The following is a 25,305-nucleotide window of genomic DNA, read 5'->3' as shown; positions in this document are numbered from 1 at the left end:
ACAATTAAAAACCCATGACAAAAACCACACCTAATTCAAATTACGCGCCCACGCGCATCAAGCGAATGAATACCATTCAAATATTTTGGATAACCTATAGACAGTGCGATATTTTCTTATCGCAGCAGAGAATAATTCTTACAAACGAACCTCTGTCAGCCTCGATGCTGGACTCGCCCGCATCGTCTGTCAGACACCGCACCGGCGGAACCTTGACGTCCAAGCCTTTCGAGCACCACGTCATCCACGCCCCCTAAGCCGGGCGCACGAAGCCCGTGCGCCCGTGCCGCGGTCAGGGTTAGCCGCCCTGCTTCTCGAAGCGCCTCAACAGCTCGTTGCCGCGCGCGTTGGCCGAATCGAGCGCCTGTTGCGGCGTCTTGCTGCCCGTCCATACCTGTTCGAGCTCTTCGTCCACCACGGTGCGGATCTGCGGCATGTTGCCCAGACGCAGACCCTTCGTCCAGGGGAGCGGTGGCTTGTTGAGCATCTGTTTGGTAGCCGTATCGGCGCCCGGATGCGAATCGTAGAAGCCCTGCTTGCGCGCGAGGTCATAGGCCGCCGTCGTGACCGGCAGATAGCCCGTGTCCTCGTGCCACTTCGCCGCTACGGCCGGCGAACTCAGATACGCAAGGAACTTCGCGACGCCCTTGTAGACGTCCGGGTTCTTGCCCGCCAGCACCCACAGGCTCGCCCCGCCGATAATGGCGTTCTGAGGCGCGCCCTTCACGCTCGGGTCGTAGGGCATCATGCCCGTGCCGTACTTGAACTTCGCATACTGTTGCACGTTCGCGAGCGCACCCGACGAGCCCATCATGATGCCGCAGTCGCCGCTATAGAACTTCGCGGTGGCCTCGTCCTTGCGGCCCACGTAGGTGAAGGTGCCGTCCTTTGCCATTTTCTGCAGGAAGGCAATGTGCGCGATCTGCAACGGCTTGTTGATTTCAAGCACGGCGTCGGTGCCGTCAAAGCCGTTGTTGCGCGTGGCGATCGGTGCGCCGTGCCAGGCGCTGTAGTTCTCGATCTGGATCCACCCCTGCCAGCCCGTGGTGAAGCCGCAATTCATGCCCGCTGCCTTGAGCCTGGCTGCGTCGGCTGCGACCTCGGGCCAGGTCTTCGGCGGCGTATCGGGATCGAGGCCCGCCTTCTTGAACGCGTCGCGGTTGTAGTAGAGCAGCGGCGTGGAGCTGTTGAACGGCATCGAGACGAGATGGCCCGTTTTCGCGTCGCTGTAATAGCTGGCCACGGTCGGCACGAAAGCCTTTTCGTCGAAGGGCACGCCCGCAGTCTTCATCACGTCGTACACGGGCACGATGGCCTTCTTCGCCTGCATCATCGTTGCGGTGCCCACTTCGTAGACCTGCAGGATCGCGGGCGCGTCACCGCTGCGGTACGCGGCAATGCCCGCGGCAAGCGTCTGGTCGTAAGTGCCCTTGAACACCGGCACGATCTTGTATTCGCTTTGCGAGGCATTGAACTGTTTGGCGATGTCGTTGACGCGCTCGCCGAGCTCCGACTCCATCGCGTGCCAGAACTGGATCTCGACGGGCGCCGCCTGGGCCGAGCGGATGCCGCCGCCAAACAGCATGCCGATGGCAAGCACACAGGCAGCGGCTTGCAAATGGCCGCGCGAACCCGCGCGCAATTTCTCGTGCTTTCTCATCTGGTTCTCTTCCTTGTTATGGATGTCGATACGGGATGTCGAAACACAAAGCAGCCTGCCCGCGTGCGGTTACTGTGCGATGCGGCTACCTGCAGCGGTATGCGGGCCCACGCGGGCCCACGCGGGCACACGCGGGCTTAGGGCAGCGCAAGGGTAGCACAGCGAATCGCGCGGCCATGTGAAGGCGGCCCGCGCTACGGGGGCGTGCCGGACAGTCGAAATACGCATCATGCCGGGTCGACACGACAAAATACTTCGCAAAGGAGATAGAATCCGTCGACTACGATCGACGCCATGAAGATTCTCCGGACCCTTCTCATCTTGCTGCTGTGCGCGATGCTGCCCCTGAGCGGGCTGGCAGCCACTGGCATGGCGGGCGAATGTCCGATGCAGCAGTCGATGCCGATGCACGACGACGGCGCCATGTCCGTCGCGATGCCCGGATGTGGCATGACGAAGTCGTCGCAGGCGGGCAAGACCAAGGGCGACCTCTGCAAGACCACGGCCCAGTGCCAGTTCGCCAGTATCTATTACCCTCCCGCTCAGGCAAGCGTCAGCCATCCCGTGGCTGTCGCCCGTCAGGTCGTCTTCCACTACGCCGAGTCGTTCGCCGCTCACGTGCCGGCAGGCCTCTGGCGACCTCCTCGAGCAATCTAACCCTCGTTTGACGGGTTCGCCGCGTGAGCGGCGAGGTTGTCCTGTGTCCAGGACGTGGAGTCCATTGTGGCTCCGCCGTTGGGGTTAGACCATGCCTTTACCTATTGGCACGCCGCCATGCCGGCGTGCATGCCTGCGCGCGCCCTTGATTTGCGCAGTGCTCATACTCTTTGGCGCCGCCGCGCACGCTCAGGAAGCGCCCCTCACGCTTGACGCGGCATTGCAGGCGGCAACCAGCCACTCTGCGGCCATGCAGGCCGCGCAGGCCTCGGTACACGCAAGTTCCGAAGCCGCCGTTCGAGCCGACCAATTGCCGAACCCGGTGCTTGAAGCCGGCGTCGACAACCTTCCGATAAATGGGCCGCAGCGATTCACCATCGGCCAGGACTTCATGACGATGCGGCGCATCGGCATCGAGCAGGAATGGGTGTCGCGCGACAAGCGGCATCTTCGCTCCGAGCTTGCCAATGAGGTCGTCAATCGCGAGCAGGCCGGCTATCTCGCACAGCTCGCCAACGTACGCCAGCAGACCGCCACCGCGTGGCTCAACGCCATCTATGCGAAGCAGGCCCTGACGCTCCAGCAGGCGTTGCTGGACCACATGCATCACGAGCTCGCCGCGACCAGGGCGTCCTATCGAGGGGCGAAAGCGACGGCCGCCGATGTCGTACAGGCCCAGGCCATGCTGGCGCAAACGCAGGACCAGGTGCTCAAGGCGCAGCAAACGTACCAGAGCGCGCTCATCGGTCTCGCGCGCTGGACGGCGGCCCCTGCGCCCGATGTAGCGGGCGAGCCGCCCGCACCCGAATCGTACGTCTCATCCTTGCCGCCAGATGAGCTTCGGCTGGTGCAGCCGACACTCGTCGCAGCGTCCGGTGACATCGCCGTTGCCCAAGCCAGCACCGCTGTCGCCAGCAGCGAGCGCAGCCCCAACTGGAGCTGGGAAATCTCGTATCAGCAGCGCGGCGGAGCGTACTCGAACATGGTGTCGGTCGGTGTCCGTATTCCTTTGCCCATCAATCGGAAAGACCGCGAGGACCGTGAGGTATCGGAGAAAGCTGAACTCGCCACCAAAGCGCAGTTGATGTACGAGGACACCCTTCGACAGGTGCAAGCCGATATTCGCACCGAGTCCGCAACGATGGCCAGCGGTCGCGAACGCATCGCGAACCTGACCCAATCCCTGCTGCCGGCCGCCGACGAGCGCGTCGAACTCGCGGTTGCCGCCTACAAGGCTGGCGCCGGTTCGCTTGCCGATACGTTTGCGGCACGCCGGGCGCAGCTGGACGCCCAGATTCAGGTGCTCGACCTCAAACGCGAGGTTTCGCAGACCTGGGCACAACTCGAATACCAGGTTGTGCCAACGACCCTGGCCGCCGCCGAATGAAGGAGAACACAATGACCCAAAGACCTCTGGTGCGCACGGCATTGGCGATGTTTGCCGCCGCCGCCCTCCTCGGCACTGGATATTCCATCGGCATGCGACACGCGTCGACATCGGGTGCAAGCGCGGTTGCTTCGTCGGGCGCCGGCAACTCGATTGACCCGAAAACCGGCAGAAAGGTGCTCTACTGGCACGATCCGATGGTGCCGAACCAGCATTTCGACAAGCCAGGCAAGTCGCCGTTCATGGACATGCAGCTCGTGCCCGTGTATGCGGACGATGGCGGCGGCTCGAGCGGCATCGCAATAGACCCGGGCCTGCAGCAGAACCTGGGTATTCGCTACGCGACCGTGCGGCGAGCGGAAACGACGGAAGGATTCGATGCCGTCGGCACCATGCAATTCGATGAATCACAGGCCGATGTCGTGCAGACGCGCGTCACCGGCTACATCGACCGCCTGTACGCCAGCGCGCCGATGCAGCGGATTGCCAAAGGCGCGCCAATTGCTTCGCTCTTCGTTCCCGACTGGCTCGCGCCTCAGGAGGAATACCTCGCGCTCAAGCGCGGCGGGATGGACAGCAGTTTGCTGGAAGCGTCGCGTGCACGCATGCGTGCGATGTCGATTCCCGATGGCGTCATCGCCAGTCTCGACCGCACCGGCAAGGCACAGACACACATTGTCCTTGCCTCACCCGAGACCGGTGTACTGAGCGAACTGAATGTCCGCGACGGCGCGCAGGTCGCTCCCGGCCAAACGCTTGCGAAGGTCGCGGGTCTATCGAAGCTTTGGCTCATCGTCGAAATTCCCGAACGCCTGGCGTTGAGCGTGCAACCCGGCATGAGCGTTGACGCGACGTTCAGCGGCGACCCGACCCAGCACTTCAAGGGGCAGATTCGGGAAATCCTGCCGGGCATCAGCACCACGAGCCGCACACTCCAGGCGCGACTCGAAATCGATAATGCCGCGTTGAAACTCACACCCGGCATGCTGATGCGCGTGCGCGTGGGTGCCCAGAAACCGGTCTCCCAACTTCTCGTGCCTTCCGAAGCCGTCATCACGACCGGCAAACGCTCGGTCGTGATCGTCAAGAACCGGGATGGCCGCCTGCAGCCAGTAGACGTCACCATCGGCAACGATGTCGGCAACGAGACCGAAGTCGTCCGTGGCTTGAGCGATGGCCAGACGGTCGTTGCATCCGGCCAGTTCCTGATCGACTCGGAAGCCAGTCTGAAATCGGTTCTGCCGAGACTCGAAGGCGCCACAGGCGCGAGTGCAGCCATGCCGGCGTCCACCCCGGGCGCTGCCGCCCAGACTTACGAGACCACTGGCAGGGTAGAAAAGGTGACGGCTGCCGATATCACCTTCTCGCATCAACCGGTGCCGGCGCTGGGCTGGGGCGCTATGACGATGTCGTTCAACAAGCCAGCGTCCGACGCATTTCCAGACATCAAGCCCGGCCAGACGGCCCACTTCGCGTTCAGGCAGTCGGACGACGGCTACCTGCTGACAAAGGTCGAACCGGTGGGGGAGGCCAAATGATTGCGCGTCTTATCCGCTGGTCCATTCATAACCGCTTCCTCGTATTGCTCGCGACGGTGCTCGTCACGGCATGGGGCGCTTACTCGCTCAAGGAGACGCCACTCGACGCGTTGCCGGACCTGTCCGACACCCAGGTCATCGTCAAGGCGTCGTATCCGGGCAAGGCCCCTCAGGTCGTCGAGGACCAGGTGACGTATCCGCTCACGACCACCTTGCTGGGCGTCCCAGGGGCGAAGACCATCCGGGCGTATTCGTCGTTCGGCGACGCATTTGTCTATGTGCTGTTCGACGACAAAACCGACCCGTACTGGGCGCGCTCGCGGGTACTCGAATACCTGAACCAGGTACAGAGCCGCCTGCCACAAGGCGCGACGGTTTCGCTCGGGCCCGACGCAACGGGAGTGGGCTGGGTCTATGAGTACGCGCTGGTCGACCGCACGGGGCAGCACGATCTGGGAGAGCTGCGCGCGCTTAACGACTGGTTCCTCAAGTTCGAGCTCAAGTCCCTGCCGGACGTATCGGAAGTGGCAAGCATCGGCGGCATGGTTCGTCAGTATCAGGTCGTGCTCGACCCCGACAAGCTACGCGCATTCGGTATCACGCAAGCCACGGTAACCGATGCCCTGAGCAAGGCAAATCAGGAGTCCGGCGGCTCGGTGATTGAGCTGGCTGAATCGGAATATATGGTCCGCTCGTCGGGCTACCTGCGCTCGCTCGACGACTTTCGTCATGTCGTTCTCCGAACCAACGACGCCGGTACGCCGGTTTTGCTTGGAGATGTCGCTCGCATCCAGATTGGTCCAGAGATGCGGCGGGGCATTGCCGAGCTCAATGGCGAAGGCGAAGTCGCGGGCGGCGTCATCGTCATGCGTTCCGGCAAAAACGCGCTAACGACCATCGACGCGGTAAAGGCCAAGCTCGCTGAGCTCAAACGATCGTTGCCTCCCGGTGTCGAGGTCGTCACGACCTATGACCGCTCCCAGCTCATCGAGCGGGCCGTCGACAACCTGAAGGACAAGCTCATCGAGGAGTTCATCATCGTCGGGCTCGTCTGCGCCGTGTTCCTCTTTCATCTGCGCAGCGCGTTCGTGGCCATCCTGTCGCTGCCGCTGGGTGTGCTGGCCGCTTTCGTCGTCATGCGGTATCAGGGGGTGAATGCAAATCTGATGTCGCTGGGCGGTATCGCGATTGCCATCGGCGCGATGATCGATGCAGCCATCGTGATGATAGAGAACGCCCACAAGCATCTCGAGGCGTACGGCCATGAACATCCCGGCGAGCCCATGACGACTGCGCAGCGCTGGGAGCTCATTGCGACATCGGCGGCGGAAGTCGGACCGGCGCTCTTCTTCTCGCTGCTCATTATCACGCTATCGTTCGTCCCCGTATTTTCGCTGGAGGGGCAGGAAGGCAAGCTCTTTGCTCCACTCGCCTTCACGAAGACTTACACCATTGCCGCCGCGGCCGGTCTCTCAGTCACGCTGGTCCCGGTTCTGATGGGCTATCTGATTCGCGGGCGTATTCCGCACGAGACCTTGAATCCCATCAATCGCGTGCTCATCCGACTGTACCGGCCGATGCTGGAAGCCACGCTGCGCCGCCCGTGGGTGGCCATCGGGCTTGCCGTGGTTGCGCTCCTGCTGACCGCCATTCCCCTGTCACGCCTCGGCGGCGAATTCATGCCACCGCTCGACGAGGGAGACTTGCTTTACATGCCGACGGCGCTTCCGGGCATTTCGGCGGAGAAAGCGGCCGAGTTGCTGCAACAGACCGACAGGCTCATCAAGACCGTACCGGAAGTCGAGACCGTGTTCGGCAAGTCGGGCCGCGCCGACACCGCGACTGACCCTGCACCGCTCGAGATGTTCGAGACCACCATCCAGTTCAAGCCGCGCAGTCAGTGGCGTCCCGGCATGACGCCGGAGAAGCTCGTCGATGAGCTCGACAAGACCGTGAAAGTGCCGGGACTCTCGAACGTCTGGGTACCGCCCATCCGCAACCGGCTCGACATGCTGTCCACGGGGATCAAGACGCCGGTGGGCGTGAAGATTTCCGGTCCGGATCTCAAGGAAATCGACAAGGTGGCCGGGCAGGTCGAGGCCGCGGTGAAAGACGTGCCGGGCGTAACGTCGGCATTGGCCGAGCGGCTGAACGGCGGCCGGTACATCGACGTCGATATCGACCGGCAGGCTGCCGCGAGATATGGCCTTTCGGTGGGTGACATCCAGTCGGTCGTGTCCACCGCCGTGGGCGGCGACAACGTGGGCGAAGTGATTGCCGGGCGCGAGCGCTTCCCGATCAACATCCGCTATCCGCGCGAAGTCCGCGACTCGCTCGAGAAACTGCGCCAACTGCCCGTGTTGACGGACCGGGGCGCGCAAATCGAGCTAGGCGACGTGGCGGACATCCGGATCGCCGACGGGCCGCCCATGATACGCAGCGAGAACGCTCGGCTCTCCGGCTATGTCTACGTCGATATCCGGAATGTGGACCTGGAATCGGCGGTTAAGGCGATGCAGCATGCCGTCGCCGAGAAGGTGCAACTGCCGCCCGGATATTCGATTGCGTGGTCGGGGCAGTTCGAGTATCTCGAGCGCGCGGCGGCGAAGTTACGCACCGTCATTCCGGTGACGCTTGTCGTCATCTTCGTGCTGCTGTTCCTGACCTTCAACTCGGCGGCCGATGCGCTTGTGCTGATGTCGACCGTGCCGTTTGCACTCGTCGGCGGCTTCTGGCTCATCTGGATACTGGGTCACGCTGTATCCGTTGCGACGTCGGTCGGATTCATCGCCCTCGCCGGCGTTGCAGCCGAATTCGGCGTGGTGATGCTCCTGTACCTGAAAGCCGCACTCAACCGGCGGCTCGAGCTTGGCGAGGCCTTGACCGAAGCCACGCTGCTGGACGCAATCCGCGAAGGTGCGGTGTTGCGCGTTCGTCCCAAGGCGATGACGGTTGCGGTGGTCCTTGCCGGCCTGATTCCCATCATGGTGGGTCACGGTGCGGGCTCGGAAGTGATGCAGCGCATCGCGGCACCGATGGTCGGCGGCATGGTCACCGCGCCAATGCTCTCGATGTTCGTTATTCCTGCAGCCTGGTTCCTGTTGCAGCGCCGTAGCGCGAGGCAAAGGAATCGTGCGTCGACCTTGGACGCAGACCCTTTCGGCACCGAGGTGCCTGCTACCCAAACTGGAGAAACTGAATGAAGAAGTTGATTGTCGTTGTCGTCGCGCTTGCCGCTGTTGTCACGGTTCCTGCATTTGCGGATGGCGATATGGCGGGCATGAACCTGTCGAGCGGGCCATCGGCCACAAAGGCGGCGAATACCGCGCTAACGGATGCCGAGGTCCGGAAGATCGACCCGGCCACGGGCTTGATTACGCTGAAGCACGGTGCGCTGGAGAACCTCGGCATGCCGCCCATGACCATGGCATTCAAGGCGAAGGACCCGGGCATGCTCAAACAGGTACGCCAAGGCGATAAGGTCAAAGTGCGTATCGAGAACGTCAACGGCACGCTGACCATCGTGAAGCTGGATAAACAATCGTAGTGAGTGGGTGAGTTGTCGCTCGCCGCGTGACCACCAACGGCCACGCGGCGGCTCGATTGCCCGGTGGCGTATGGCAACGATTTCACTCCCCGCGAGAGACAGCCCAACAGAGAATTTAGTATACCCCCCTACCCTATACCAGGTTAGTATACCCCCCTACGGTATATAGGGAGCTCGACATGAGCCACACCATTCGCGAAAAACAGAAGCTGCTCAACCGGGTTCGCCGTATCAAGGGACAGGTCGAGGCCCTCGAGCGCACGCTCGAAGACGAACGTAGCTGCATGGACGTTCTGCAGCAAATCACGAGCTGCCGGGGGGCGATGAACGGCTTGCTCGCCGTGGTGCTCGAGGAACACATTCGCACCCATCTCGTCGATGCTGAACCCGCTGACGAGCACGGCAGCGGGACCGAGCAGCTCATCGATGTCGTTCGCAGCTATTTCAAGTAAGGGACCGTGATGAGCAACTTCGAGAACACCGCCTTTGGAGCGGGACACGACCACGTCTTTCTGGGTGCGGCTCACGAGGACAACGAGCGCAGGACCTGGATGGTGATTGCGCTGTGCAGCGCCATGATGGTGGCCGAGATCGTCGGGGGCAGCCTGTTTGGCTCGCTAGCCCTCGTCGCCGATGGCCTGCACATGTCGACGCACGCCGGCGCGATGCTGATTGCCGCCTTGGCGTACACGTATGCGCGCAGGCACGCGACCGATTCACGCTTCGTCTTCGGGACGGGAAAGCTGGGCGACCTTGCGGGCTTCTCCAGCGCAATCGTGCTGGCCATGATTGCGGTGCTGATCGGGTACGAAGCCGTGTCGCGCTTCTTCTCACCCGTGCCCATTCATTTTGGCCAGGCCATACCCATTGCTGTGGTTGGCCTGCTGGTCAATCTTGCGAGCGTCTGGTTACTGAGCGGCGACCACCACGGCCATAGCCATGGACATAGCCACGGTCATGGTCACGGTCACGGCCATGAGGACGAGCACGCTCACGAAGCAGAGTCTCAGCGCATCTTCAGTAGCACGGGTGTCTTCGCGGTGTCCATCTTCGAGGACGGCGTGCCGCCGGTGTTCCGGATTGCGCCCGAGACGGCGAATTCGAAGGTAACGTCCGACGCCGTGTCGGTCACGACGATTCGTCCGGACGGTACCCATCAGACATTTCATTTTGCCGACCGGGGCGGGTATCTCGAATCGAAGGATGACATTCCTGAGCCGCACGCGTTCAAGGCGGTTGTCCGCCTGCCGGATGGCGAACATCAAATCGAATTCGAAGAACACGATCACGACCACGACGACGCGCACGCTGCGGCAACGCGCGACCACAACATCCGGTCGGCGTACGTTCACGTCATTGCCGACGCTGCGGTTTCAGTCCTGGCGATCATCGGCCTCCTGTTGGCCCGCGCATTTGGCTGGCTCTGGATGGACCCGCTCGCAGGCGTGATCGGTGCACTGGTGATTGCAAACTGGTCGTGGGGATTGATGCGTGATACGGGCGCCATTCTGCTCGATATGAACCCGGACCGGCGCATGGCCGAGAACGTCCGGCACGTGATTGAGGACAATGGCGACAAGGTGCTCGATCTCCACGTGTGGCGGCTTGGCCCAGGGCATATGAGTGCCGTGGTATCGGTTGCGACCAATGAGGCGCTACGCAGTCCGAGTTTCTATCATGCGGCTCTCAAGCGCTTCAAGGGACTTTCCCACGTGACGGTCGAAGTCAATTCCACCCGCATGGCGGCCTGACCGATGGCAGTCAAGTCTCCCTGCATTGAGGTATGCACCTTTGATGGCAAAACGGGGCTCTGTGTTGGCTGTTTGCGCACGCTCGATGAAATCCGCGGCTGGAAGAAGATGACCGATCACAGGCGCCATCAGATTCTCAACGAGAGGCCGCGGCGGCAAGCAAAACTGGCGCGAGGGACGCCAGCACCATCGAGCACTGCGTGAACGCGTGGCGCGTGGGGAATTCCTGCGATCCACACCCGCGCCATGTTTGTTCTGAGCAACGTCTTCGTACCGAACCTGAACTGTGTACAGCGGGCACCCGGCCCAGTCACGGGCGACCCGCCAACCCGGCGCACGCGCATACCGGGCCATCGCGTTACGAGCCGAAGAACGGCACGCAATATCCCGGCGGTCCAACGCAGTCGCCGGGGCCGTTGGGCTGCGGATGCAGACTTGCGCAGCCCGACATGGCGGCTGCCGCCGCGACGCACAGCGCCGCGCGCACGACATAAATAACAATGCGTGATTTCATGGAATCGAAACTCGGATGACTGGCCGCAAGGCGTGTCCCCGTCAAGACGCGCGGCCCGGTGCGCCGTGACAGCTGTGCCCCGTCGCGTCAGTGGTGAGCGTAGACCGTGCTGTTGAGCAGCTTCAATTGGCCGTCGCGCTGCGCTTCGACGAGTTCGTGGCGCACCTGTGCACGCGTGATGTGGGCCGTGCCGTCGGCGCTCCATGCCGGGGCCGCCGGAGCCGCCGCCACGGGTGCCGCCGCGCCGGGCGCCACGCCATCGGGTGTAGCCGTACCTTGTGCATGCGCGAACGCCGAAATCGACAACATGAGCGCGGCAAACGCGCAATTCCAGCTCTTCTTCACTTCAAACTCCTGTCCGGCCAGGCGGCCGCTACCGTTGACTGTTCCGGCGCGGTTGCACGCCGGTTCCCGATGCATCGCAGGGCTGCAATGCAATTCATGTGGCAAGGATAGAGGCGCGAACCCTCGCGAATATCCGCAGGGAAATGAAGAAATGTTTAAGATCCGGCACATGACCGCCACGCGCCACGATGAAGGCGAATTCGATCAATTGTCCTGATCGACTCGCGCGGCAAATTGCACCTGCAGTACGTCACCTAAAGCCGCATGCGCGCCTGGCCATGCGCATCGGCCAGCGCGGCGCGTATCCGTGATGTGTGCCCATGCACACATCACGACGCCACAGATAGCCGCAAAAAAACAACACCTTCGCACACTGCGCCCTTGCAGCGCCGTCCAGACGGGACGCGCGCACGAATGCGTTTTCTGAAACTCAGTCTTTCCGATTTTCAAATTCGTCCACAGAGCGTGTTACGCATAATCGCCCCTGAATTTGCCCGGCGCATTGACCAGGCGCTGCTGCCGCGCTGCGATTCGTTTTTCATGAAGTACACGCTCTCTCACGCAACTTTTTAATGAATATTCGCCAATGAAAAAAACCGCTCTCGCTCTCGCCGCCACGCTGGCTTCCATTGCTGGCGCCGCTCATGCACAAAGCAGCGTGACGCTCTACGGTGCGCTCGACACCTCGATTGCCTTCTTCGGCAACCAGGCGGGCAAGCACGGTTCGGGCAACACGTTCGAGATGATGTCCGGCAACGTGTCGCCTAACCTGTGGGGCTTGAAGGGCACCGAGGATCTCGGCAACGGCCTCTCCGCGATCTTCAAGCTCGAAAGCGGCTTTAACATCGACAACGGCAAGCAGGGCCAGGGTCAGCGCATGTTCGGCCGTACTGCCATGGTGGGCCTGAACTCGAACACGGCCGGCACCTTCACGCTGGGCCGCCAGTACGATCCGCTCATCGACCTGCTCCAGCCGATGACCGACGACGTGAACTTCGGCTCCGCATTCGCGACGCCGGGCGACATGGACAACTACGACAACAGCTACCGCACCAACAATTCGGTCAAGTACACGAGCCCGAACTGGGCGGGCCTGCAGGTAAGCGCGATGTACGCGTTCGGCGGCCAGGCGGGCAGCATGGGCGCGGGCCAGACGTGGGCGCTCGCGGCGGCGTACAACCACGGTCCGTTCGGCTTCGGTGCGGGCTACTTCAAGGCCAACAGCAACAGCGGCACGGCCGCCTCGTTCGACGGCCTGAACCCGAACACCGACGTCAATGTGGATTCGCCCGCGATCACGGGCGGCTTCGTTTCGGCCAACTCACTGCAGATCATCCGCGCGGTGGGCAACTACAACTATGGTCCGGTGACCTTCGGCCTCTCGTACAGCAACGTCGACTACGCGAACTACCAGAGCGCGTCCGGCCCCAACAGCGACACGAAGTTCAACACCGGCCAGGCGTTCATCAACTACCAGGTGACGCCGGTGGCGTTGATCGGCTTCGGCTACAACTACACGAAGGGCCACGGCAACGGCGTGAACGCGAGCTATAACCAGTTCAGCCTCGGCGGCGACTACTTCCTCTCCAAGCGCACCGACATCTACGTGCTCGCGGGCTACCAGAAGGCATCGGGCCACACGATCGACGCCGATACGGGCGCGCTCGTCGACGCCAATGCCTCGTTCGCCGACTTCGGCAACGACGCGACCACCAACAAGCAGGCCATGGCGATGGTCGGTATCCGCCATCACTTCTGATCGGGCTTCGCCCCTTTCCTTCCGCGCGGCCGACTTCGTCGGCTATAATGCGCGGGTCTTAGGGGAGTAGTCTGCGTCACGCGCAACGCGTGCCGCGCCGGCGTCAACATGATTGGCACACAGTGCCATGGCGCCGGCAGCCGTTCTTCGGCCTGACGAGACCTATGGCGTTATCCCTCACACCCGGGCTGGGCGGGGGGATTGCGTCATTGGTCCGATCGTCCAGCCCGAGGAATGCCGATACCCATGTTCCGCCTTTCCCGCACCTGCACCTGTGCGCGCACTACGGAGCGCGCGTCATGATCTGGACGTTCGCCCTGCTCATTGCCGCTGCCGGCATCATCTATCTGTCTTGCGAGACCTTCGTCAACGCCGTCGAATGGCTCGGCCAGAAGCTCAAGGTCACGCAAACGGCCACCGGCACGATTCTCGCCGCGTTTGGCACCGCGCTGCCCGAGAGCGTGGTCACGCTCGTGGCCGTCGCCTTCGGCGCCGATGCAGCCCACAAGGAAATCGGCATTGGCGCGGCGATCGGCGGCCCGCTCGCGCTCAGCACCGTCGCCTATGCCGTAGTGGGCGTTGCATTGCTGGCAACGGCCGCACGCGCGGGCCGCGCGCGCGCCGGCACCGTGGACGCCGACACGCGCCGACTGCGGCGCGACCAACTCTGGTTTCTCGCGATCTTCGTCGTGAAGATCGGGCTCGGGCTCGTGGTGTTCAGCTTCAAGCCTCTGCTCGGCATCGCGTTTCTCGCGGCCTACGCGCTTTATTGCTGGAAGGAGCTGAGCGACGAGAGCGATAGCGTGGAAGACGTGGGGCTCGAACCGCTCAAGCTGCGTCCGCGCGATGCGGATCCGTCGCTGTTCTGGGTTCTGCTCCAGACCGTGGGCGCGCTCGTCGTGATTTTTTTCGCCTCGCACCTCTTCGTGCAGCAGATTAGCGCGGTGGGTCCGTGGCTCGGAATGAGCCCGCAGCTGACCGCGCTGCTCTTCAGCCCGATCGCCACCGAACTGCCGGAGGTCATGAACGCGATCATCTGGGTGCGTCAGGGCAAGGAGCGGCTCGCGCTCGCGAACATCAGCGGCGCGATGATGATCCAGGCGACCATTCCCACCGCGTTTGGCCTGTTCTTCACGTCGTGGCATCTCGGTGCGCCGTCGATTCTCGCCGCGGTCACGACGATGCTCGCCATCGTGTTCCTGCAGTGGGCGTTCCGCGCCCCGCAAGTGAAGAGCCGCCAGCTCACGCACGTGGGCTGGCTCTATGCGGCGTTCGCGGCGATGCTCTGCGTGATCCCGAAGTGATGCACGAAGGCGCGTCGAAGTTGCCTGGAGGTTGACTCGACGTTACCTGTTCTTTTTTTGCACCGCGGCCCGATACGCTCGGGCCGCGCCCGTTTTACACGCCCTTTTCGGAGCGGTCCTATAGCGCTCGCCGCGAACGCAGCGAGAGCATTGCGTGCGAGACGGAAATCCCGATTCGTGCTCATTGAATTTCTCCCAGGAGCGCGTGAATGAATCAACCAATCTCACCCGCCAGCGATACCTTTCTACCGGTCTTCAAGTCATTGCAATCCGATGGCGTCCACGCAGCCCAACGCCTCGCTATAGCATTCGATTCCTCTGGTCAAAGCGCCTGTCTTGAGGCAGACCTGATGGCAGGCCTCGGCATCAAAGCCACGCCGGAGCAACAGAAGCGATGCACGTCGAACGTCGTCAACCCTGGCACTCGATTCCTGCGATGCGCATTGTTCGCAAACGCAACCGGGCGCGATGACGCCGCTCTGAAACTCGTCACGCTTGCTGCCCAAGCTCTCGAGCCGGACGAGGCCATGCAATGGGCGACCTGGATAACGGACCAGATCGACGGCCGCGCGATGGCGTTGCACCTCATGACCGCGCTCGCGACTCATCACCCGAACGATGCCCGCATACACTGGCTGATCGCGTGCGCATTGTCCGGCTACTCCGACGAGGCGACACTCAAGTTGCGCCAAACGGCCTTGCTGCGCGCCTGGCAGATCGATCCGATGATTGATCCGGCATTGCCGCTGCAACTGATTCTAGAGCGGCGGTATGCCGGCGATTGGCAAGCGGTCGAACAGGTGTGCCGCTCGCAGCTCGCCCATCGTCCTGGCGACCTCGAAATGTCGTGGCAGCTGGCCTGTGCGCAATGGCGCCGCCATGACCCCGCCGCGGCGGAGGCAACGATGCGCGTCGCCGACGCCCACCACCCGGGAAACAGCGACGTAGCGGCTGCGCTGGCGCAGTTTGTCGCGGAACAGGCGCGTTACGGCGCGGCCCGGAAATTGTATGAACGAGCGCTCGCACTCGACAGCAACGCACCCACATCGGCCGTCGATCTCGCCGAACTGGAGTTGCGCCAGGGCGACTGGCCACGCGGCTGGGCGCGATACGAAGGGCGCCTCACCCGCGAGGACCGCGCGTCAAACAGCGTCGTGTCCATCATGACGGGATTGGCTCCTCACTGGACCGGGCAGCCGCTCAAAGGCCGCACGCTGATGGTCTATAGCGAGCAGGGACATGGCGACGACATCCAGATGGTCAGACTGATTCCCGCACTCGCGGCGCGCGTACAGGCCGAAGGCGGCCGTCTGATCCTGGCGTGCAGGCGCGCACTGCGCACGCTCTTCGCTCGCTACTACGCGCCTTGCATCGAGATCGAAGCGAAAAACTATGCGGAGCTTGGGACTCCCGACTACTGCCTGCCGATGATGAGCGTGCCTTTCATGCTTCGCTTGAAGCCGGAGCAGGTGCGCGGCATGCCCTATCTCGAGCCAGACGCGTCGCGTGCCGCGCAATGGCGGTCCCGTGTGCGCGAGGCAACGCCGTTGGGTGACGCGCTTCAGATCGGTCTCGTTTGGCGCGGCGACCCCAACCACCGGCGCGACGCACAGCGATCAATGGCGCTTGAGGAGCTGGCGCCGCTGTTCGCGTTGGACAATGTGGTCTTCCATCCCCTTTCGCCTGGGCATACGGCTCTGCCCGCGAACGTGCCGCACTGCGACCTGACGCCGTGCTACCGCGACGGCTTCGAAGACGTGGCCGCGCATGTCTGCGCACTCGATGCGATTGTGACGATCGACAGCGCCCCGCTGCATCTGGGCGGCGCGCTAGGCACGCCCGTGTTGGCGATGCTCGATCGCGTTTCGCAATGGGCGTGGGGGACGCAGGAATCGCAACGATGGTACGACAGCGTGACCTTGTTTCGGCAACCTCGGCCGGGCGACTGGCAACCTGTGGTGACGCGAGTCGCGCAGAGATTGGCAGCCTTCCCTGCTGCACCTAAAGGTGAAGAAACCCGCCTCGCGAATAGGCTATAGGCGCACGCGGGCCGGGTTCGATACCAGGCCCGCGAACGATTGACGACACTCAGTGCATCGCGTGCAGGTACAGATACAGCGACGATGCCGCCACACCGCCCACGAGCGGCCCGAACACCGGAATCCACGCGTAGCGCCAGTCGCTGTCACGCTTGCCCGGGATCGGCAACAGCGCATGCATGATGCGCGGCGAGAGATCGCGCGCCGGGCTCATGGCGTAGCCCGTGGGGCCGCCCAGCGAAATGCCGATGCCGAGCACGAGCAGGCCGACCGGCAGCGCGTCGAGCGCACCGAGCCCCACCTGCGGCGAAGCGAGATACAGCACGCCGAGGATCAACACGAAGGTGCAGATGGCTTCGGTGATCACGTTGTGCCGCACGCTGCGGATCGCGGGCGCAGTGCAGAACACGGCGAGCTTGACGTCGGAGTCCGCTTCGTTCGCGAAGTGCTGGCGATAGGCGAGCCACACGAGGAACGCGCCCGCCATGCCGCCGAGCATCTGCGCGGCAATATAGCCGCCCACCTTCGACCATGCGAACTTGCCCGCGAGCGCGAGGCTGATCGTCACGATCGGGTTCAGATGCGCGCCGCTATACGACGCGGTCACGTAGACGGCCACGAACACGGCCATCGCCCAGCCCATCACGATGACGATGAGGTCGGCGCCCTTGCCCTTGGTCTTCGCGAGCAGCACGTTGGCGACCGCGCCGTTGCCGAGCAGCACGAGAATCGCCGTGCCGATGAATTCAGCAATATAGGGTGACATTCGATTTGTCTCTCTTTGAATCCGGGCCGGGCGCGCGCAGCCGATGCAACGCGGCCGCGCGGCCCGCCCGCGGGTTATTGTGTTTTTAAGGTCGAGATACTTTTGCTGGTCGTCGGTGTGCAGTTACTGCGTGTCGTCGGCCCACGCCTTGGCGGCGCGCACCGCGCGCTGCCAGCCCGCGCGGCAAACGTCGACCTGCGAGGCCGGCATGGCGGGCGAGAAGCGCTTGTCCACGTGCCACTGGCTCTGCAGCTCGTTCACGCTATTCCAGTAGCCGGTGGCGAGGCCCGCGAGATAGGCAGCGCCCAGCGCGGTGGTTTCGGTAATCTGCGGACGCACCGCATCCACGCCGAGCAGGTCCGCCTGGAACTGCATGAGCAGGTTGTTCGCGCTCGCGCCGCCATCCACGCGCAGCTCGCCCACGCTGATGCCCGAATCGGCTTCCATGGCGGCGAGCACGTCGAGCGATTGATACGCGATCGAATCGAGCGCCGCACGCGCCACGTGCGCCGAGGTCGTGCCACGCGTCACGCCGAACAACGAGCCGCGCGCATGCGCGTTCCAGTGCGGCGCGCCGAGGCCGGCGAAGGCGGGCACGAGATACACGCCGTCCGTGTGCGGCACGCTCGCGGCGAGCGCTTCGACTTCCGCCGCGCTCTTGATCACGCCCATGCCGTCGCGCAGCCATTGCACCACGGCGCCCGCGATGAAGATGCTGCCTTCGAGCGCGTAGTTCACCTCGTCGCCAATCTGCCAGGCGATGGTCGTCACGAGATTGTTCTTCGACTCGATGGGCTTGGTGCCCGTGTTCATCATCAGGAAGCAGCCCGTGCCGTAGGTGTTCTTCACCATGCCCGAAGCCGTGCACATCTGGCCGAACAGCGCCGCCTGCTGGTCGCCCGCAATGCCTGCGAGCGGGATCTTCGAAGCGAACACCGTGGTCTTGGTCGGCCCATATACTTCGGATGACGAACGGACTTCGGGCAGCATGCTGCGTGGAATGTCGAGCGCTTCGAGCAGCTCGTCGTCCCAGTTGCGGGTATGGATGTTGAAGAGCATCGTGCGCGAGGCGTTCGTCACGTCGGTCACGTGCAGCTCGTGCTTCGTGAAGTTCCAGACGAGCCAGCTGTCGACGGTACCGAACGCGAGCTTGCCTTGCCGTGCCTTTTCGCGCGCGCCTTCCACGTTGTCGAGAATCCAGCGGATCTTGGTGCCGGAGAAGTACGAATCGATCGGCAAGCCGGTCTTCGCGCGCACCATGGCTTCGAGGCCCTGCGCCTTGAGCTCGTCGCAGAAGTCGGCCGTGCGGCGGTCCTGCCAGACGATGGCGTTATAGATCGGGTGGCCGGTCTCGCGGTCCCAGACGATGGTGGTCTCGCGCTGGTTCGTGATACCGATGGCAGCGATATTGGTGCCGTTCAGACCCGCGCGCGTGACGGCTTCGGCCGCCACGCCCGCCTGCGTCGACCAGATTTCCTGCGGATCGTGCTCGACCCAGCCCGGGCGCGGATAAATCTGTTCGAACTCCTTCTGGGCGACCGAGACGATCTGGCCCTGCCGGTCGAACAGCATCGCACGCGAGCTTGTCGTGCCCTGGTCGAGCGCAAGAATGTACTGTTGGTCCTGCATGTCTCTCATCTCCATCCGTAAGTAGTTGTGATGCGCGCCGCGAGGCGCAGCGCGGGGGGGTGGTGCTGATTGTTCGTGACTCAATGCGCGTGACTCGATGTGCGTGACTCGATGTGCGTGACTCGATGCGCGTGACTCGATGTGCGTGACTCGATGCGCGCGATGCTCAGTGCGGCACCGCGGTCCGCGCGCGGCTCGCGGCAAACCACGATTCGAGCGCGGCCGTGACCGCGTCCAGCGTGCCTGGCGCCACGTGCAGGCCGAGCTTCGAGCGGCGCCACAGCACGTCTTCGGCGCAGGTCGCCCATTCGGTGTCGCGCAAATAACGCAGCTCCGCTTCGTAGATGCCAGGGGCAATTTGCGCACCCAAGTCTTCAAGCGACGTAGCATGGCCGATCAGGCGCTCGGCGCGCGTGCCGTAAGCGCGCGCGTAGCGCAGCGCGAGCGGCGCGGGCAGCCAGGCGAAGCGTCTGGCGAAGGCTTCGGCGAAGGGCGCGAAGCGCGCGTGCGCGATGTCGCCGCCCGGCAGCGCCTCGCCCTCGGTCCAGCTGGGCGCGTCGCTGCCCAGCGCGCGGCACAGCATGTCGCCGGCCTCTTCCGCGAGCTTGCGAAACGTCGTGATCTTGCCGCCGAACACGGAGAGCAGCGGCGCGCCTTCGTCGTCCATCTCCAGACGATAGTCACGCGTGACGGCCGATGCGTTCTTCGCGCCCTCTTCTTCGAGTAGCGGACGCACGCCCGAGTAGGTCCAGTGCACGTCGGCGGGTGAGATCTTGCGCTTGAAATAGCGGTTGATGGAGTCGCACAGATAGCGCGTCTCGTCGCCGTCGATCGACACCTTCGCGGGATCGTTGCGGTATTCCACGTCGGTCGTGCCGATCAGCGTGAAGTCGTGCTCGTAGGGAATCGCAAAGATGATGCGCTTGTCCGGGTTCTGGAAGATGTACGCGTGATCGTGGTCGAAGAGCCGCTTCGTCACGATATGGCTGCCCTTCACGAGGCGCACGCTATGCTGCGCGCCACGCCCGAGCGCGCCGTGCAGCACCTCGCCCACCCACGGGCCCGCCGCATTGGCCACGGCGCGTGCGCGCACGTCGAAGGTGCTGCCGTCGGGCCGGCGCAGGATGGCCAGCCACTCGCCGTTCTTGCGCTGCGCGGAAACGAGCTGGGTCCGCGTGAGAATCTGCGCGCCGCGCTCCTGCGCGTCGAGCGCGTTGAGCACGACGAGGCGCGCGTCGTCCACCCAGCCGTCCGAGTAGACGAAGCCGCGCCGGATGGTGTCGATGAGCGGCGTGCCCGCCGCGTGGCGGCGCATGTCGATCCCGCGCGAGCCCGGCAGCAGTTCGCGCTTCGCGAGGTGATCGTAGAGAAAGAGGCCGATGCGGATCAGCCACGCGGGGCGCAGGCTGGGCATGTGCGGCATCACGAAGCGCAGCGGCCACATGATGTGCGGCGCCGAGCGCAACAGCGTCTCGCGCTCCTGCAGCGCCTTGCGCACGAGGCCGAACTCGCGGTACTCGAGATAGCGCAGCCCCCCGTGAATCAGCTTCGTGCTGGCCGACGACGTATGCGAGGCGAGGTCGTCCTGCTCGCAAAGGAGCACGGAAAGCCCGCGCCCGGCCGCGTCGCGCGCGATGCCCGCGCCGTTGATCCCGCCACCCACGACGAGCAGATCGTAGCGATTCTGTTGAGTCACCTGCGTTTCCTGATAGTCCTGGCAATTCGCGTTGCGGCCCCAAAACGAGACCAGTAGCGAACCTGAAATGTTCGAATGCGAAATCTAACGAACAAAATCGAAAAAGTAAAGTTCGTTTTGGAGCCGTGGTGGACAGGCCCGAAAAGAGGGCCATCAGGGGGCGAAAGCGCCCGAAGTAAAGGGGGTTTTCCCGAAGTTTAGAGCAGGAATTCAGGTAGAGATGGGTGTCGGCGGACTACCCGAAGGAATCAAAAACGAACGCAGAAATCTTCGAATGATGTTCGTATTGTTTTCGTTTTGGCGCGCCGACCGATTCGCGCGATGCTCGAGCAGCACCGGTCCGCCGATTCGGCGAGCGCCAGGAACGCCAGCTAGCGGCCGGCGCCAAGGGCCAGAATGTGAGCGAAATGCTGAAACGCGCCTAATCCGCGACGTACACGGCCGTCCCCGCCTGCGCCACCGTCTCGCTCATTTCGGCGGGCAGCGGCTTGTCGGTGAAGAGGGCGTGGATCTGGCTCAGGTGTCCCTGGCGCACGAGCGCGGGCCGGCCGAATTTCGAATGATCCGTCACCAGATAAACGGTGCGCGCGTGCTGGATGATCGCTTCGGCCACGCGGACCTCGCGCGTGTCGAAGTCGCGCAGCGTGCCGTCGATCTCGATCGCCGAGGTCCCGACGATCGCGTAATCGACCTTGAACTGGCGGATGAAGTCGATCGTGAGTTCGCCCACGATGCCCTTGTCCCAGGGACGCACGATGCCGCCGGTAATGAGCACCTCGCATTCGGGGTAGCCGCTCATCATGCTCGCCACGTTCAGGTTGTTCGTGATGACGCGCAGGCCGCGATGGTGGTTGAGCGCGCGCGCGACTTCCTCGGTCGTGGTGCCGAGGTTGATGAAGAGCGACGCCTGATCGGGAATGTGCGAGGCCGCGAGCGCCCCGATGCGCCGCTTCTCCTCGTGGAACATCTGCTGCCGCGCGCTGTAGGAGACGTTTTCCGCGCTCGTGGGCAGGCTCGCGCCGCCGTGGTAGCGGCGCAGGAGGTTCATGTCGGCGAGCCAGTTGACGTCGCGGCGGATGGTCTGCGGCGTGACGCCGAAGTGCGCGGCGAGATCGTCCACGGTCACGAAACCGTCGCGCTGCACCCATTCGAGCAATTCCTGCTGGCGCGCGTTGAGGGTGAGGCGGGGGTCTCGTGTCATGGTCTCGTAATGGGTGCGGATAGGGACTGGCACTATTGTAAGGGAGTCGCGCCGGCCATCGTGCGCCCCGCCAGCGGCCGTCCGTGGCCGCCGCGCCTCGTGCGCGGCGTCCGCCGAACGGTCGTCCGGGGGTAAATACGGAGAAAATCCCTTCCGGCCGGAAAGCAATCAGAAGGCCACGCTTTCTTATACTTCCACCCATTCCGGCACACCGCCGGTCACGAGGAGTCACGCAGTCATGCTTTCCGGCGCCCAGCATCTCGGCCGCGCTCTACTGCTCTGCATCGCGCTTGGGGCCGCCCCGGTGGCGCGCGCCGAGCCGATCCGGCTGATGATGGGAGGCATGTCGAAGATCGTCTATCTGCCGGCCGTGCTCGCCTCGCAACTAGGCTACTTCAAGGACGAAGGGCTCGACGTGCAGGTGGTCTCGGGGCCCGCGGGCATCGACACATCGACGGAACTGATTGCCGGCGCAATCGAAGGCGCAGTGGGCTTCTACGACCACACGCTCGACTTGCAAAGCCGCGGTCAGGACGTGCTCTCGGTGGTGGTGCTGCAGCGCGCGGCGGGGCTCGCCGAGCTTGCCTCGACGCGTCCGGAAGGCGGCCGCGAGCTGGCCAGCGCAGCCGCGATGAACGCGGCGCGCGGCAAGCGTCTCGGCGTAACAGGATTCGGCGCCTCCACGTGGATGATCACGCGCTTCCTGCTCGCCCGCGCGGGCGTCGCGCCCGGCGACTACACGGTGGTGCCGCTCGCGTCCGACACGCGCTTTGTCGAGGCGTTCGAACAAGGCACGATCGACGCGGGCATGGTCGAGGAACCCACGGCCACGCGTCTCCTGACGAGCGGCGCGGCCAGGGTGGTGGTCGACATGCGCACGGTCGAAGAGACGCAGCACTGGCTGGGCGGCCCTTACGCCGGAGCGTGCCTCTATCTGCGACGCAGCTGGATGCTCGAGCACCGGCGCGAGACCGGTCAGATGGTGCAGGCGCTCACGCGCGCGCTGCGCTTCATCGGCACGCATTCGGCCGAGCAGATCGCCGCCGCGCTGCCGCCCGAGGTCGTCGGCAACGATCGCGCGGGGTACGTGCGTGCGCTTGCCTCGGCGCAGGGCGCGTTCTCGCAGGACGGACTGATGCCCGACGGCGCGCCGCAAACCGTGCTGAAGGTGCTGATGACGGCAGGCTCGGGACTGACGGCCCGGCATGTCGATCTTTCGAAGACCTACACAAACGAATTCGTGAAGGGCTCGGAGTAGCGAAAAGTCGCGAAACGGCCCCGACCACTAACCGCCGCTTTATTTTCAACCGCGTTTTCAACCGCGTTTTCACCAACGGATCAAGCCACACGGCGAGCAACATGGCAGCCCACACGGCTGCCGGGGTGCGCTCGTCCAACATGCAAGGATGTCCAACATGACTTCAGCCATCTCCGCCGCGCCGGGAGAATCGAAAGCGCGCACCGTGTTTCGCGCGGTCAGCGGCAACTTTCTGGAAATGTACGACTTCATGGTGTACGGCTATTACGCCGCCGCCATCGCCAGCACGTTCTTTCCCGCCGGCGACGACTTCGCCTCGCTGATGCTCGCGCTCTCCGTGTTCGGCGCGGGCTTCCTGATGCGCCCGCTCGGCGCCATCGTGCTCGGCGCGTACATGGACCGTCATGGCCGCCGCAAAGGCCTGATTCTTTCGCTCTGGCTAATGGCGGTGGGCACGATGTGCGTGGCCTTCGTGCCCGGCTACGCCACCATCGGCCTGGCCGCCCCGGTCATCATCCTGATCGGGCGTCTGCTGCAAGGCTTCTCGGCCGGCGCGGAACTCGGCGGCGTGTCCGTCTATCTCTCGGAAATCGCGACCAAGGGCAACCGCGGCTTCTACTGCTCGTGGCAGTCGGGCAGCCAGCAGGTGGCCGTGGTGTTCGCCGCGGCGCTTGGCGTGGTGCTGCACAGCCTCCTGCCCGCTCCCGAAATGAAGGACTGGGGCTGGCGCGTGCCGTTCGTGGTCGGCTGCATGATCGTGCCCTTCCTGTTCTATATCCGCCGCACGCTGCGCGAAACCGATGAGTTCACGGCGCGCCGCCATCACCCGAGCCTTGGCGAAATCACGCGCGCCATTGCGAGCAACTACGGCATCGTGCTCGCGGGCATGGGCCTCGTGATCATGACGACGACCTCGTTCTACCTGATCACCGCCTACACCCCCACCTTCGGCAAGGTCGAGCTGCACCTCTCGTCGCTCGACGCGCTGCTCGTGACCGTCTGCGTGGGCGTCTCGAACTTCATCTGGCTGCCGATCGCCGGCGCCGTGTCGGACCGCGTCGGCCGCGCGCCCGTGCTGATCGCCTGCACCGTGCTCGCCGTGCTCAGCGCGTATCCGGCCATGCGCTGGCTCGTGGGCGCCCCCTCGTTCGCAACGCTGCTGGTCGTGGAACTGTGGCTTTCGACGCTCTATGCGTGGTACAACGGTGCGATGGTCGTCGCGCTGACCGAGCTGATGCCGGTGCACGTGCGCACCACGGGCTTTTCGATGGCCTATAGCCTCGCGACGCTCGTGGGCGGCTTCACGCCGGCGATCTCCACGTGGCTCATTCATGTCACCGGCGACAAGGCTGCGCCGGGCGCATGGCTGAGCATCGCCGCCGCGTGCGGCCTGGTGGCAACCTTGTTCCTGTACCGCACGCGCATCGCCCGCGAACAGTACAAGGCCGCCTGATAGTGCAATTGCAAGGCCGGCTGACTGGACCGGAAAAGGCATGAGACTGCTGCTCGTCGAAGACAACGAACAACTCGCGCATTGGCTCATCCGCACGTTGACCGATGACGGCTTCATGCTCGACCACGTAGGCGACGGCGAGGCGGCCGAAGACGCGCTGCGCGCCTCGCCCTACGATGTCGTGCTGCTCGACCTGAATCTGCCGCGCATGTCGGGCAAGGCGCTCTTGCGCCGCATGCGCTCGCGCGGCGACGCCACGCCCGTGCTGATCCTCACGGCCACGGGCGCCATCGACGAGAAGGTCGTGTGTCTCGGCGCCGGCGCCGACGACTACATCGTCAAGCCCTTCGACGCACGCGAGCTGGTGGCGCGCGTGAAGGTGCTGGCGCGCCGCCAGGCGCCCTCGCGCACGAACCGCGTGCGCTGCGGGAACCTGCTCTACGACATGGACACGCTGCGCTTTTACGTGGACGAGGAGCCGCTCACGCTCACGCCGCGCGAGCACACCGTGCTGGAGACGCTGATCCTGCGCGCGAAGAAGACCGTGTCCAAGGCGGCGCTCGCGGAATCCGTGAGCGATGCCGACGCGCCCACCAGCGAAGACGCCATCGAGATCTACGTCTCGCGGCTGCGCAAGAAACTCGAAAAGAGCACGGCGACCATCATCACGCTCAGAGGGCTGGGCTACCTGCTCGAAGATGCCGAAGCCGAAGAATAGGCCGGCAAGCGGGCCGACGACCACGCCAGTCAGCAGGCCGAAGAACTGGCCGACAAACAGCCTGCGCGTACGCCTTTTACTCT

The 25,305-nt window shown here is 63.9% G+C and carries 21 protein-coding genes and 1 riboswitch; of the genes, 14 read left to right on the top strand and 7 right to left on the bottom strand.

Features of this window, described 5'->3' with window-relative positions:
* Nucleotides 1-298 precede the first annotated feature (298 nt).
* Nucleotides 299-1,585, bottom strand: a complete 1,287-nt coding sequence (ugpB, locus tag EYW47_RS34580) for a sn-glycerol-3-phosphate ABC transporter substrate-binding protein UgpB (protein ID WP_133199315.1) — start codon at nt 1,583-1,585, stop codon at nt 299-301.
* Between the two features lie 369 nt (nt 1,586-1,954).
* Here ugpB and EYW47_RS34575 point away from each other — a divergent pair, with 369 nt between their 5' ends.
* The 8 genes from EYW47_RS34575 (at nt 1,955) to EYW47_RS34540 (ending at nt 10,744) form a co-directional block, all read left to right on the top strand.
* Complete coding sequence (locus tag EYW47_RS34575) at nt 1,955-2,317, top strand: hypothetical protein (RefSeq protein ID WP_133199303.1); 363 nt, start codon at nt 1,955-1,957, stop codon at nt 2,315-2,317.
* A gap of 91 nt (nt 2,318-2,408) precedes the next feature.
* Nucleotides 2,409-3,704 carry a TolC family protein gene (locus EYW47_RS34570; RefSeq protein WP_133199302.1) on the top strand — a complete coding sequence of 432 codons (1,296 nt, stop codon included), beginning with the start codon at nt 2,409-2,411 and terminating at the stop codon, nt 3,702-3,704.
* Nucleotides 3,705-3,715: 11 nt separating this feature from the next.
* On the top strand, nt 3,716-5,242 hold the full coding sequence (locus tag EYW47_RS34565; RefSeq protein ID WP_133199301.1) for an efflux RND transporter periplasmic adaptor subunit: 1,527 nt from the start codon (nt 3,716-3,718) through the stop codon (nt 5,240-5,242).
* Nucleotides 5,239-8,445, top strand: coding sequence for an efflux RND transporter permease subunit (locus EYW47_RS34560; RefSeq protein WP_133199300.1), 3,207 nt, complete (start codon nt 5,239-5,241; stop codon nt 8,443-8,445). The genes EYW47_RS34565 and EYW47_RS34560 overlap by 4 nt, the downstream gene beginning before the upstream one ends.
* Nucleotides 8,442-8,789: a copper-binding protein gene (locus EYW47_RS34555; RefSeq protein ID WP_133199299.1), complete on the top strand. Its 348-nt coding sequence runs from the start codon at nt 8,442-8,444 to the stop codon at nt 8,787-8,789. Before EYW47_RS34560 ends, EYW47_RS34555 begins: the two co-directional genes overlap by 4 nt.
* A gap of 179 nt (nt 8,790-8,968) precedes the next feature.
* Nucleotides 8,969-9,241, top strand: a complete 273-nt coding sequence (locus EYW47_RS34550) for a metal/formaldehyde-sensitive transcriptional repressor (RefSeq protein ID WP_133199298.1) — start codon at nt 8,969-8,971, stop codon at nt 9,239-9,241.
* Between the two features lie 9 nt (nt 9,242-9,250).
* Nucleotides 9,251-10,540 (top strand): CDF family Co(II)/Ni(II) efflux transporter DmeF, encoded by a 1,290-nt coding sequence (dmeF, locus tag EYW47_RS34545; protein ID WP_133199297.1) that lies wholly within the window; start codon nt 9,251-9,253, stop codon nt 10,538-10,540.
* Between the two features lie 3 nt (nt 10,541-10,543).
* Nucleotides 10,544-10,744: a DUF1289 domain-containing protein gene (locus tag EYW47_RS34540; RefSeq protein WP_133199296.1), complete on the top strand. Its 201-nt coding sequence runs from the start codon at nt 10,544-10,546 to the stop codon at nt 10,742-10,744.
* A 154-nt stretch (nt 10,745-10,898) separates the two neighbouring features.
* Here the strand turns inward: EYW47_RS34540 and EYW47_RS41120 are convergent, their stop codons facing one another.
* Both EYW47_RS41120 and EYW47_RS34535 read right to left on the bottom strand, forming a co-directional pair.
* Complete coding sequence (locus EYW47_RS41120; protein WP_165976758.1) at nt 10,899-11,054, bottom strand: hypothetical protein; 156 nt, start codon at nt 11,052-11,054, stop codon at nt 10,899-10,901.
* Between the two features lie 87 nt (nt 11,055-11,141).
* Nucleotides 11,142-11,399 carry a DUF4148 domain-containing protein gene (locus tag EYW47_RS34535; RefSeq protein WP_205710204.1) on the bottom strand — a complete coding sequence of 86 codons (258 nt, stop codon included), beginning with the start codon at nt 11,397-11,399 and terminating at the stop codon, nt 11,142-11,144.
* 586 nt (nt 11,400-11,985) lie between these two features.
* On the opposite strand from EYW47_RS34535, the gene EYW47_RS34530 reads away from it, so the two are divergent.
* The 3 genes from EYW47_RS34530 to EYW47_RS34520 all read left to right on the top strand — a co-directional run bounded on the left by EYW47_RS34530 (nt 11,986) and on the right by EYW47_RS34520 (nt 16,501).
* The gene (locus EYW47_RS34530) at nt 11,986-13,158 is read left to right on the top strand and encodes a porin (RefSeq protein WP_133199294.1); all 1,173 of its coding nucleotides are present in this window, start codon (nt 11,986-11,988) and stop codon (nt 13,156-13,158) included.
* Nucleotides 13,159-13,200: 42 nt separating this feature from the next.
* A riboswitch (yybP-ykoY riboswitch) is annotated at nt 13,201-13,397 on the top strand.
* Between the two features lie 60 nt (nt 13,398-13,457).
* Nucleotides 13,458-14,462: a sodium:calcium antiporter gene (locus EYW47_RS34525; protein WP_133199293.1), complete on the top strand. Its 1,005-nt coding sequence runs from the start codon at nt 13,458-13,460 to the stop codon at nt 14,460-14,462.
* 209 nt (nt 14,463-14,671) lie between these two features.
* Nucleotides 14,672-16,501 (top strand): tetratricopeptide repeat protein, encoded by a 1,830-nt coding sequence (locus tag EYW47_RS34520; protein WP_133199292.1) that lies wholly within the window; start codon nt 14,672-14,674, stop codon nt 16,499-16,501.
* 49 nt (nt 16,502-16,550) lie between these two features.
* Here the strand turns inward: EYW47_RS34520 and EYW47_RS34515 are convergent, their stop codons facing one another.
* The 4 genes from EYW47_RS34515 to EYW47_RS34500 all read right to left on the bottom strand — a co-directional run bounded on the left by EYW47_RS34515 (nt 16,551) and on the right by EYW47_RS34500 (nt 21,793).
* A complete protein-coding gene (locus EYW47_RS34515) occupies nt 16,551-17,267 on the bottom strand; it encodes an MIP/aquaporin family protein (RefSeq protein WP_133199291.1) in 717 nt (238 codons plus the stop codon).
* A gap of 123 nt (nt 17,268-17,390) precedes the next feature.
* Nucleotides 17,391-18,896: a glycerol kinase GlpK gene (glpK, locus tag EYW47_RS34510; RefSeq protein WP_165976756.1), complete on the bottom strand. Its 1,506-nt coding sequence runs from the start codon at nt 18,894-18,896 to the stop codon at nt 17,391-17,393.
* A 166-nt stretch (nt 18,897-19,062) separates the two neighbouring features.
* Entirely contained in the window at nt 19,063-20,592 is a 1,530-nt protein-coding gene (gene glpD / locus EYW47_RS34505) for a glycerol-3-phosphate dehydrogenase (RefSeq protein ID WP_133199289.1), read from the bottom strand.
* A gap of 421 nt (nt 20,593-21,013) precedes the next feature.
* Nucleotides 21,014-21,793: a DeoR/GlpR family DNA-binding transcription regulator gene (locus tag EYW47_RS34500; protein ID WP_133199288.1), complete on the bottom strand. Its 780-nt coding sequence runs from the start codon at nt 21,791-21,793 to the stop codon at nt 21,014-21,016.
* A 238-nt stretch (nt 21,794-22,031) separates the two neighbouring features.
* On the opposite strand from EYW47_RS34500, the gene EYW47_RS34495 reads away from it, so the two are divergent.
* From EYW47_RS34495 to EYW47_RS34485, 3 genes are all read left to right on the top strand, one after another.
* Nucleotides 22,032-23,051, top strand: a complete 1,020-nt coding sequence (locus EYW47_RS34495; RefSeq protein WP_133199287.1) for an ABC transporter substrate-binding protein — start codon at nt 22,032-22,034, stop codon at nt 23,049-23,051.
* A 148-nt stretch (nt 23,052-23,199) separates the two neighbouring features.
* Complete coding sequence (gene tcuC / locus EYW47_RS34490; protein WP_133199286.1) at nt 23,200-24,504, top strand: MFS transporter; 1,305 nt, start codon at nt 23,200-23,202, stop codon at nt 24,502-24,504.
* 40 nt (nt 24,505-24,544) lie between these two features.
* The gene (locus EYW47_RS34485; RefSeq protein WP_133199285.1) at nt 24,545-25,222 is read left to right on the top strand and encodes a response regulator transcription factor; all 678 of its coding nucleotides are present in this window, start codon (nt 24,545-24,547) and stop codon (nt 25,220-25,222) included.
* Nucleotides 25,223-25,305: the final 83 nt, after the last annotated feature.

It is taken from the genome of Paraburkholderia silviterrae (assembly GCF_004353915.1).
Classification (GTDB): domain Bacteria; phylum Pseudomonadota; class Gammaproteobacteria; order Burkholderiales; family Burkholderiaceae; genus Paraburkholderia; species Paraburkholderia silviterrae.
This window is presented reverse-complemented; position numbering and strand designations above follow the sequence as displayed.

Coding starts and splice junctions, on each gene's coding strand:
- tcuC (WP_133199286.1), top strand. CDS start 23,200: ATGTCCAACATGACTTCAGCCATCTCCGCCGCGCCGGGAGAATCGAAA.
- EYW47_RS34575 (WP_133199303.1), top strand. CDS start 1,955: ATGAAGATTCTCCGGACCCTTCTCATCTTGCTGCTGTGCGCGATGCTG.
- EYW47_RS34485 (WP_133199285.1), top strand. CDS start 24,545: ATGAGACTGCTGCTCGTCGAAGACAACGAACAACTCGCGCATTGGCTC.
- EYW47_RS34550 (WP_133199298.1), top strand. CDS start 8,969: ATGAGCCACACCATTCGCGAAAAACAGAAGCTGCTCAACCGGGTTCGC.
- EYW47_RS41120 (WP_165976758.1), bottom strand. CDS start 11,054: ATGAAATCACGCATTGTTATTTATGTCGTGCGCGCGGCGCTGTGCGTC.
- EYW47_RS34555 (WP_133199299.1), top strand. CDS start 8,442: ATGAAGAAGTTGATTGTCGTTGTCGTCGCGCTTGCCGCTGTTGTCACG.
- EYW47_RS34520 (WP_133199292.1), top strand. CDS start 14,672: ATGAATCAACCAATCTCACCCGCCAGCGATACCTTTCTACCGGTCTTC.
- dmeF (WP_133199297.1), top strand. CDS start 9,251: ATGAGCAACTTCGAGAACACCGCCTTTGGAGCGGGACACGACCACGTC.
- EYW47_RS34570 (WP_133199302.1), top strand. CDS start 2,409: ATGCCTTTACCTATTGGCACGCCGCCATGCCGGCGTGCATGCCTGCGC.
- EYW47_RS34495 (WP_133199287.1), top strand. CDS start 22,032: ATGCTTTCCGGCGCCCAGCATCTCGGCCGCGCTCTACTGCTCTGCATC.
- EYW47_RS34540 (WP_133199296.1), top strand. CDS start 10,544: ATGGCAGTCAAGTCTCCCTGCATTGAGGTATGCACCTTTGATGGCAAA.
- EYW47_RS34560 (WP_133199300.1), top strand. CDS start 5,239: ATGATTGCGCGTCTTATCCGCTGGTCCATTCATAACCGCTTCCTCGTA.
- EYW47_RS34515 (WP_133199291.1), bottom strand. CDS start 17,267: ATGTCACCCTATATTGCTGAATTCATCGGCACGGCGATTCTCGTGCTG.
- EYW47_RS34500 (WP_133199288.1), bottom strand. CDS start 21,793: ATGACACGAGACCCCCGCCTCACCCTCAACGCGCGCCAGCAGGAATTG.
- EYW47_RS34530 (WP_133199294.1), top strand. CDS start 11,986: ATGAAAAAAACCGCTCTCGCTCTCGCCGCCACGCTGGCTTCCATTGCT.
- ugpB (WP_133199315.1), bottom strand. CDS start 1,585: ATGCTGTTTGGCGGCGGCATCCGCTCGGCCCAGGCGGCGCCCGTCGAG.
- EYW47_RS34525 (WP_133199293.1), top strand. CDS start 13,458: ATGATCTGGACGTTCGCCCTGCTCATTGCCGCTGCCGGCATCATCTAT.
- glpK (WP_165976756.1), bottom strand. CDS start 18,896: ATGCAGGACCAACAGTACATTCTTGCGCTCGACCAGGGCACGACAAGC.
- EYW47_RS34565 (WP_133199301.1), top strand. CDS start 3,716: ATGACCCAAAGACCTCTGGTGCGCACGGCATTGGCGATGTTTGCCGCC.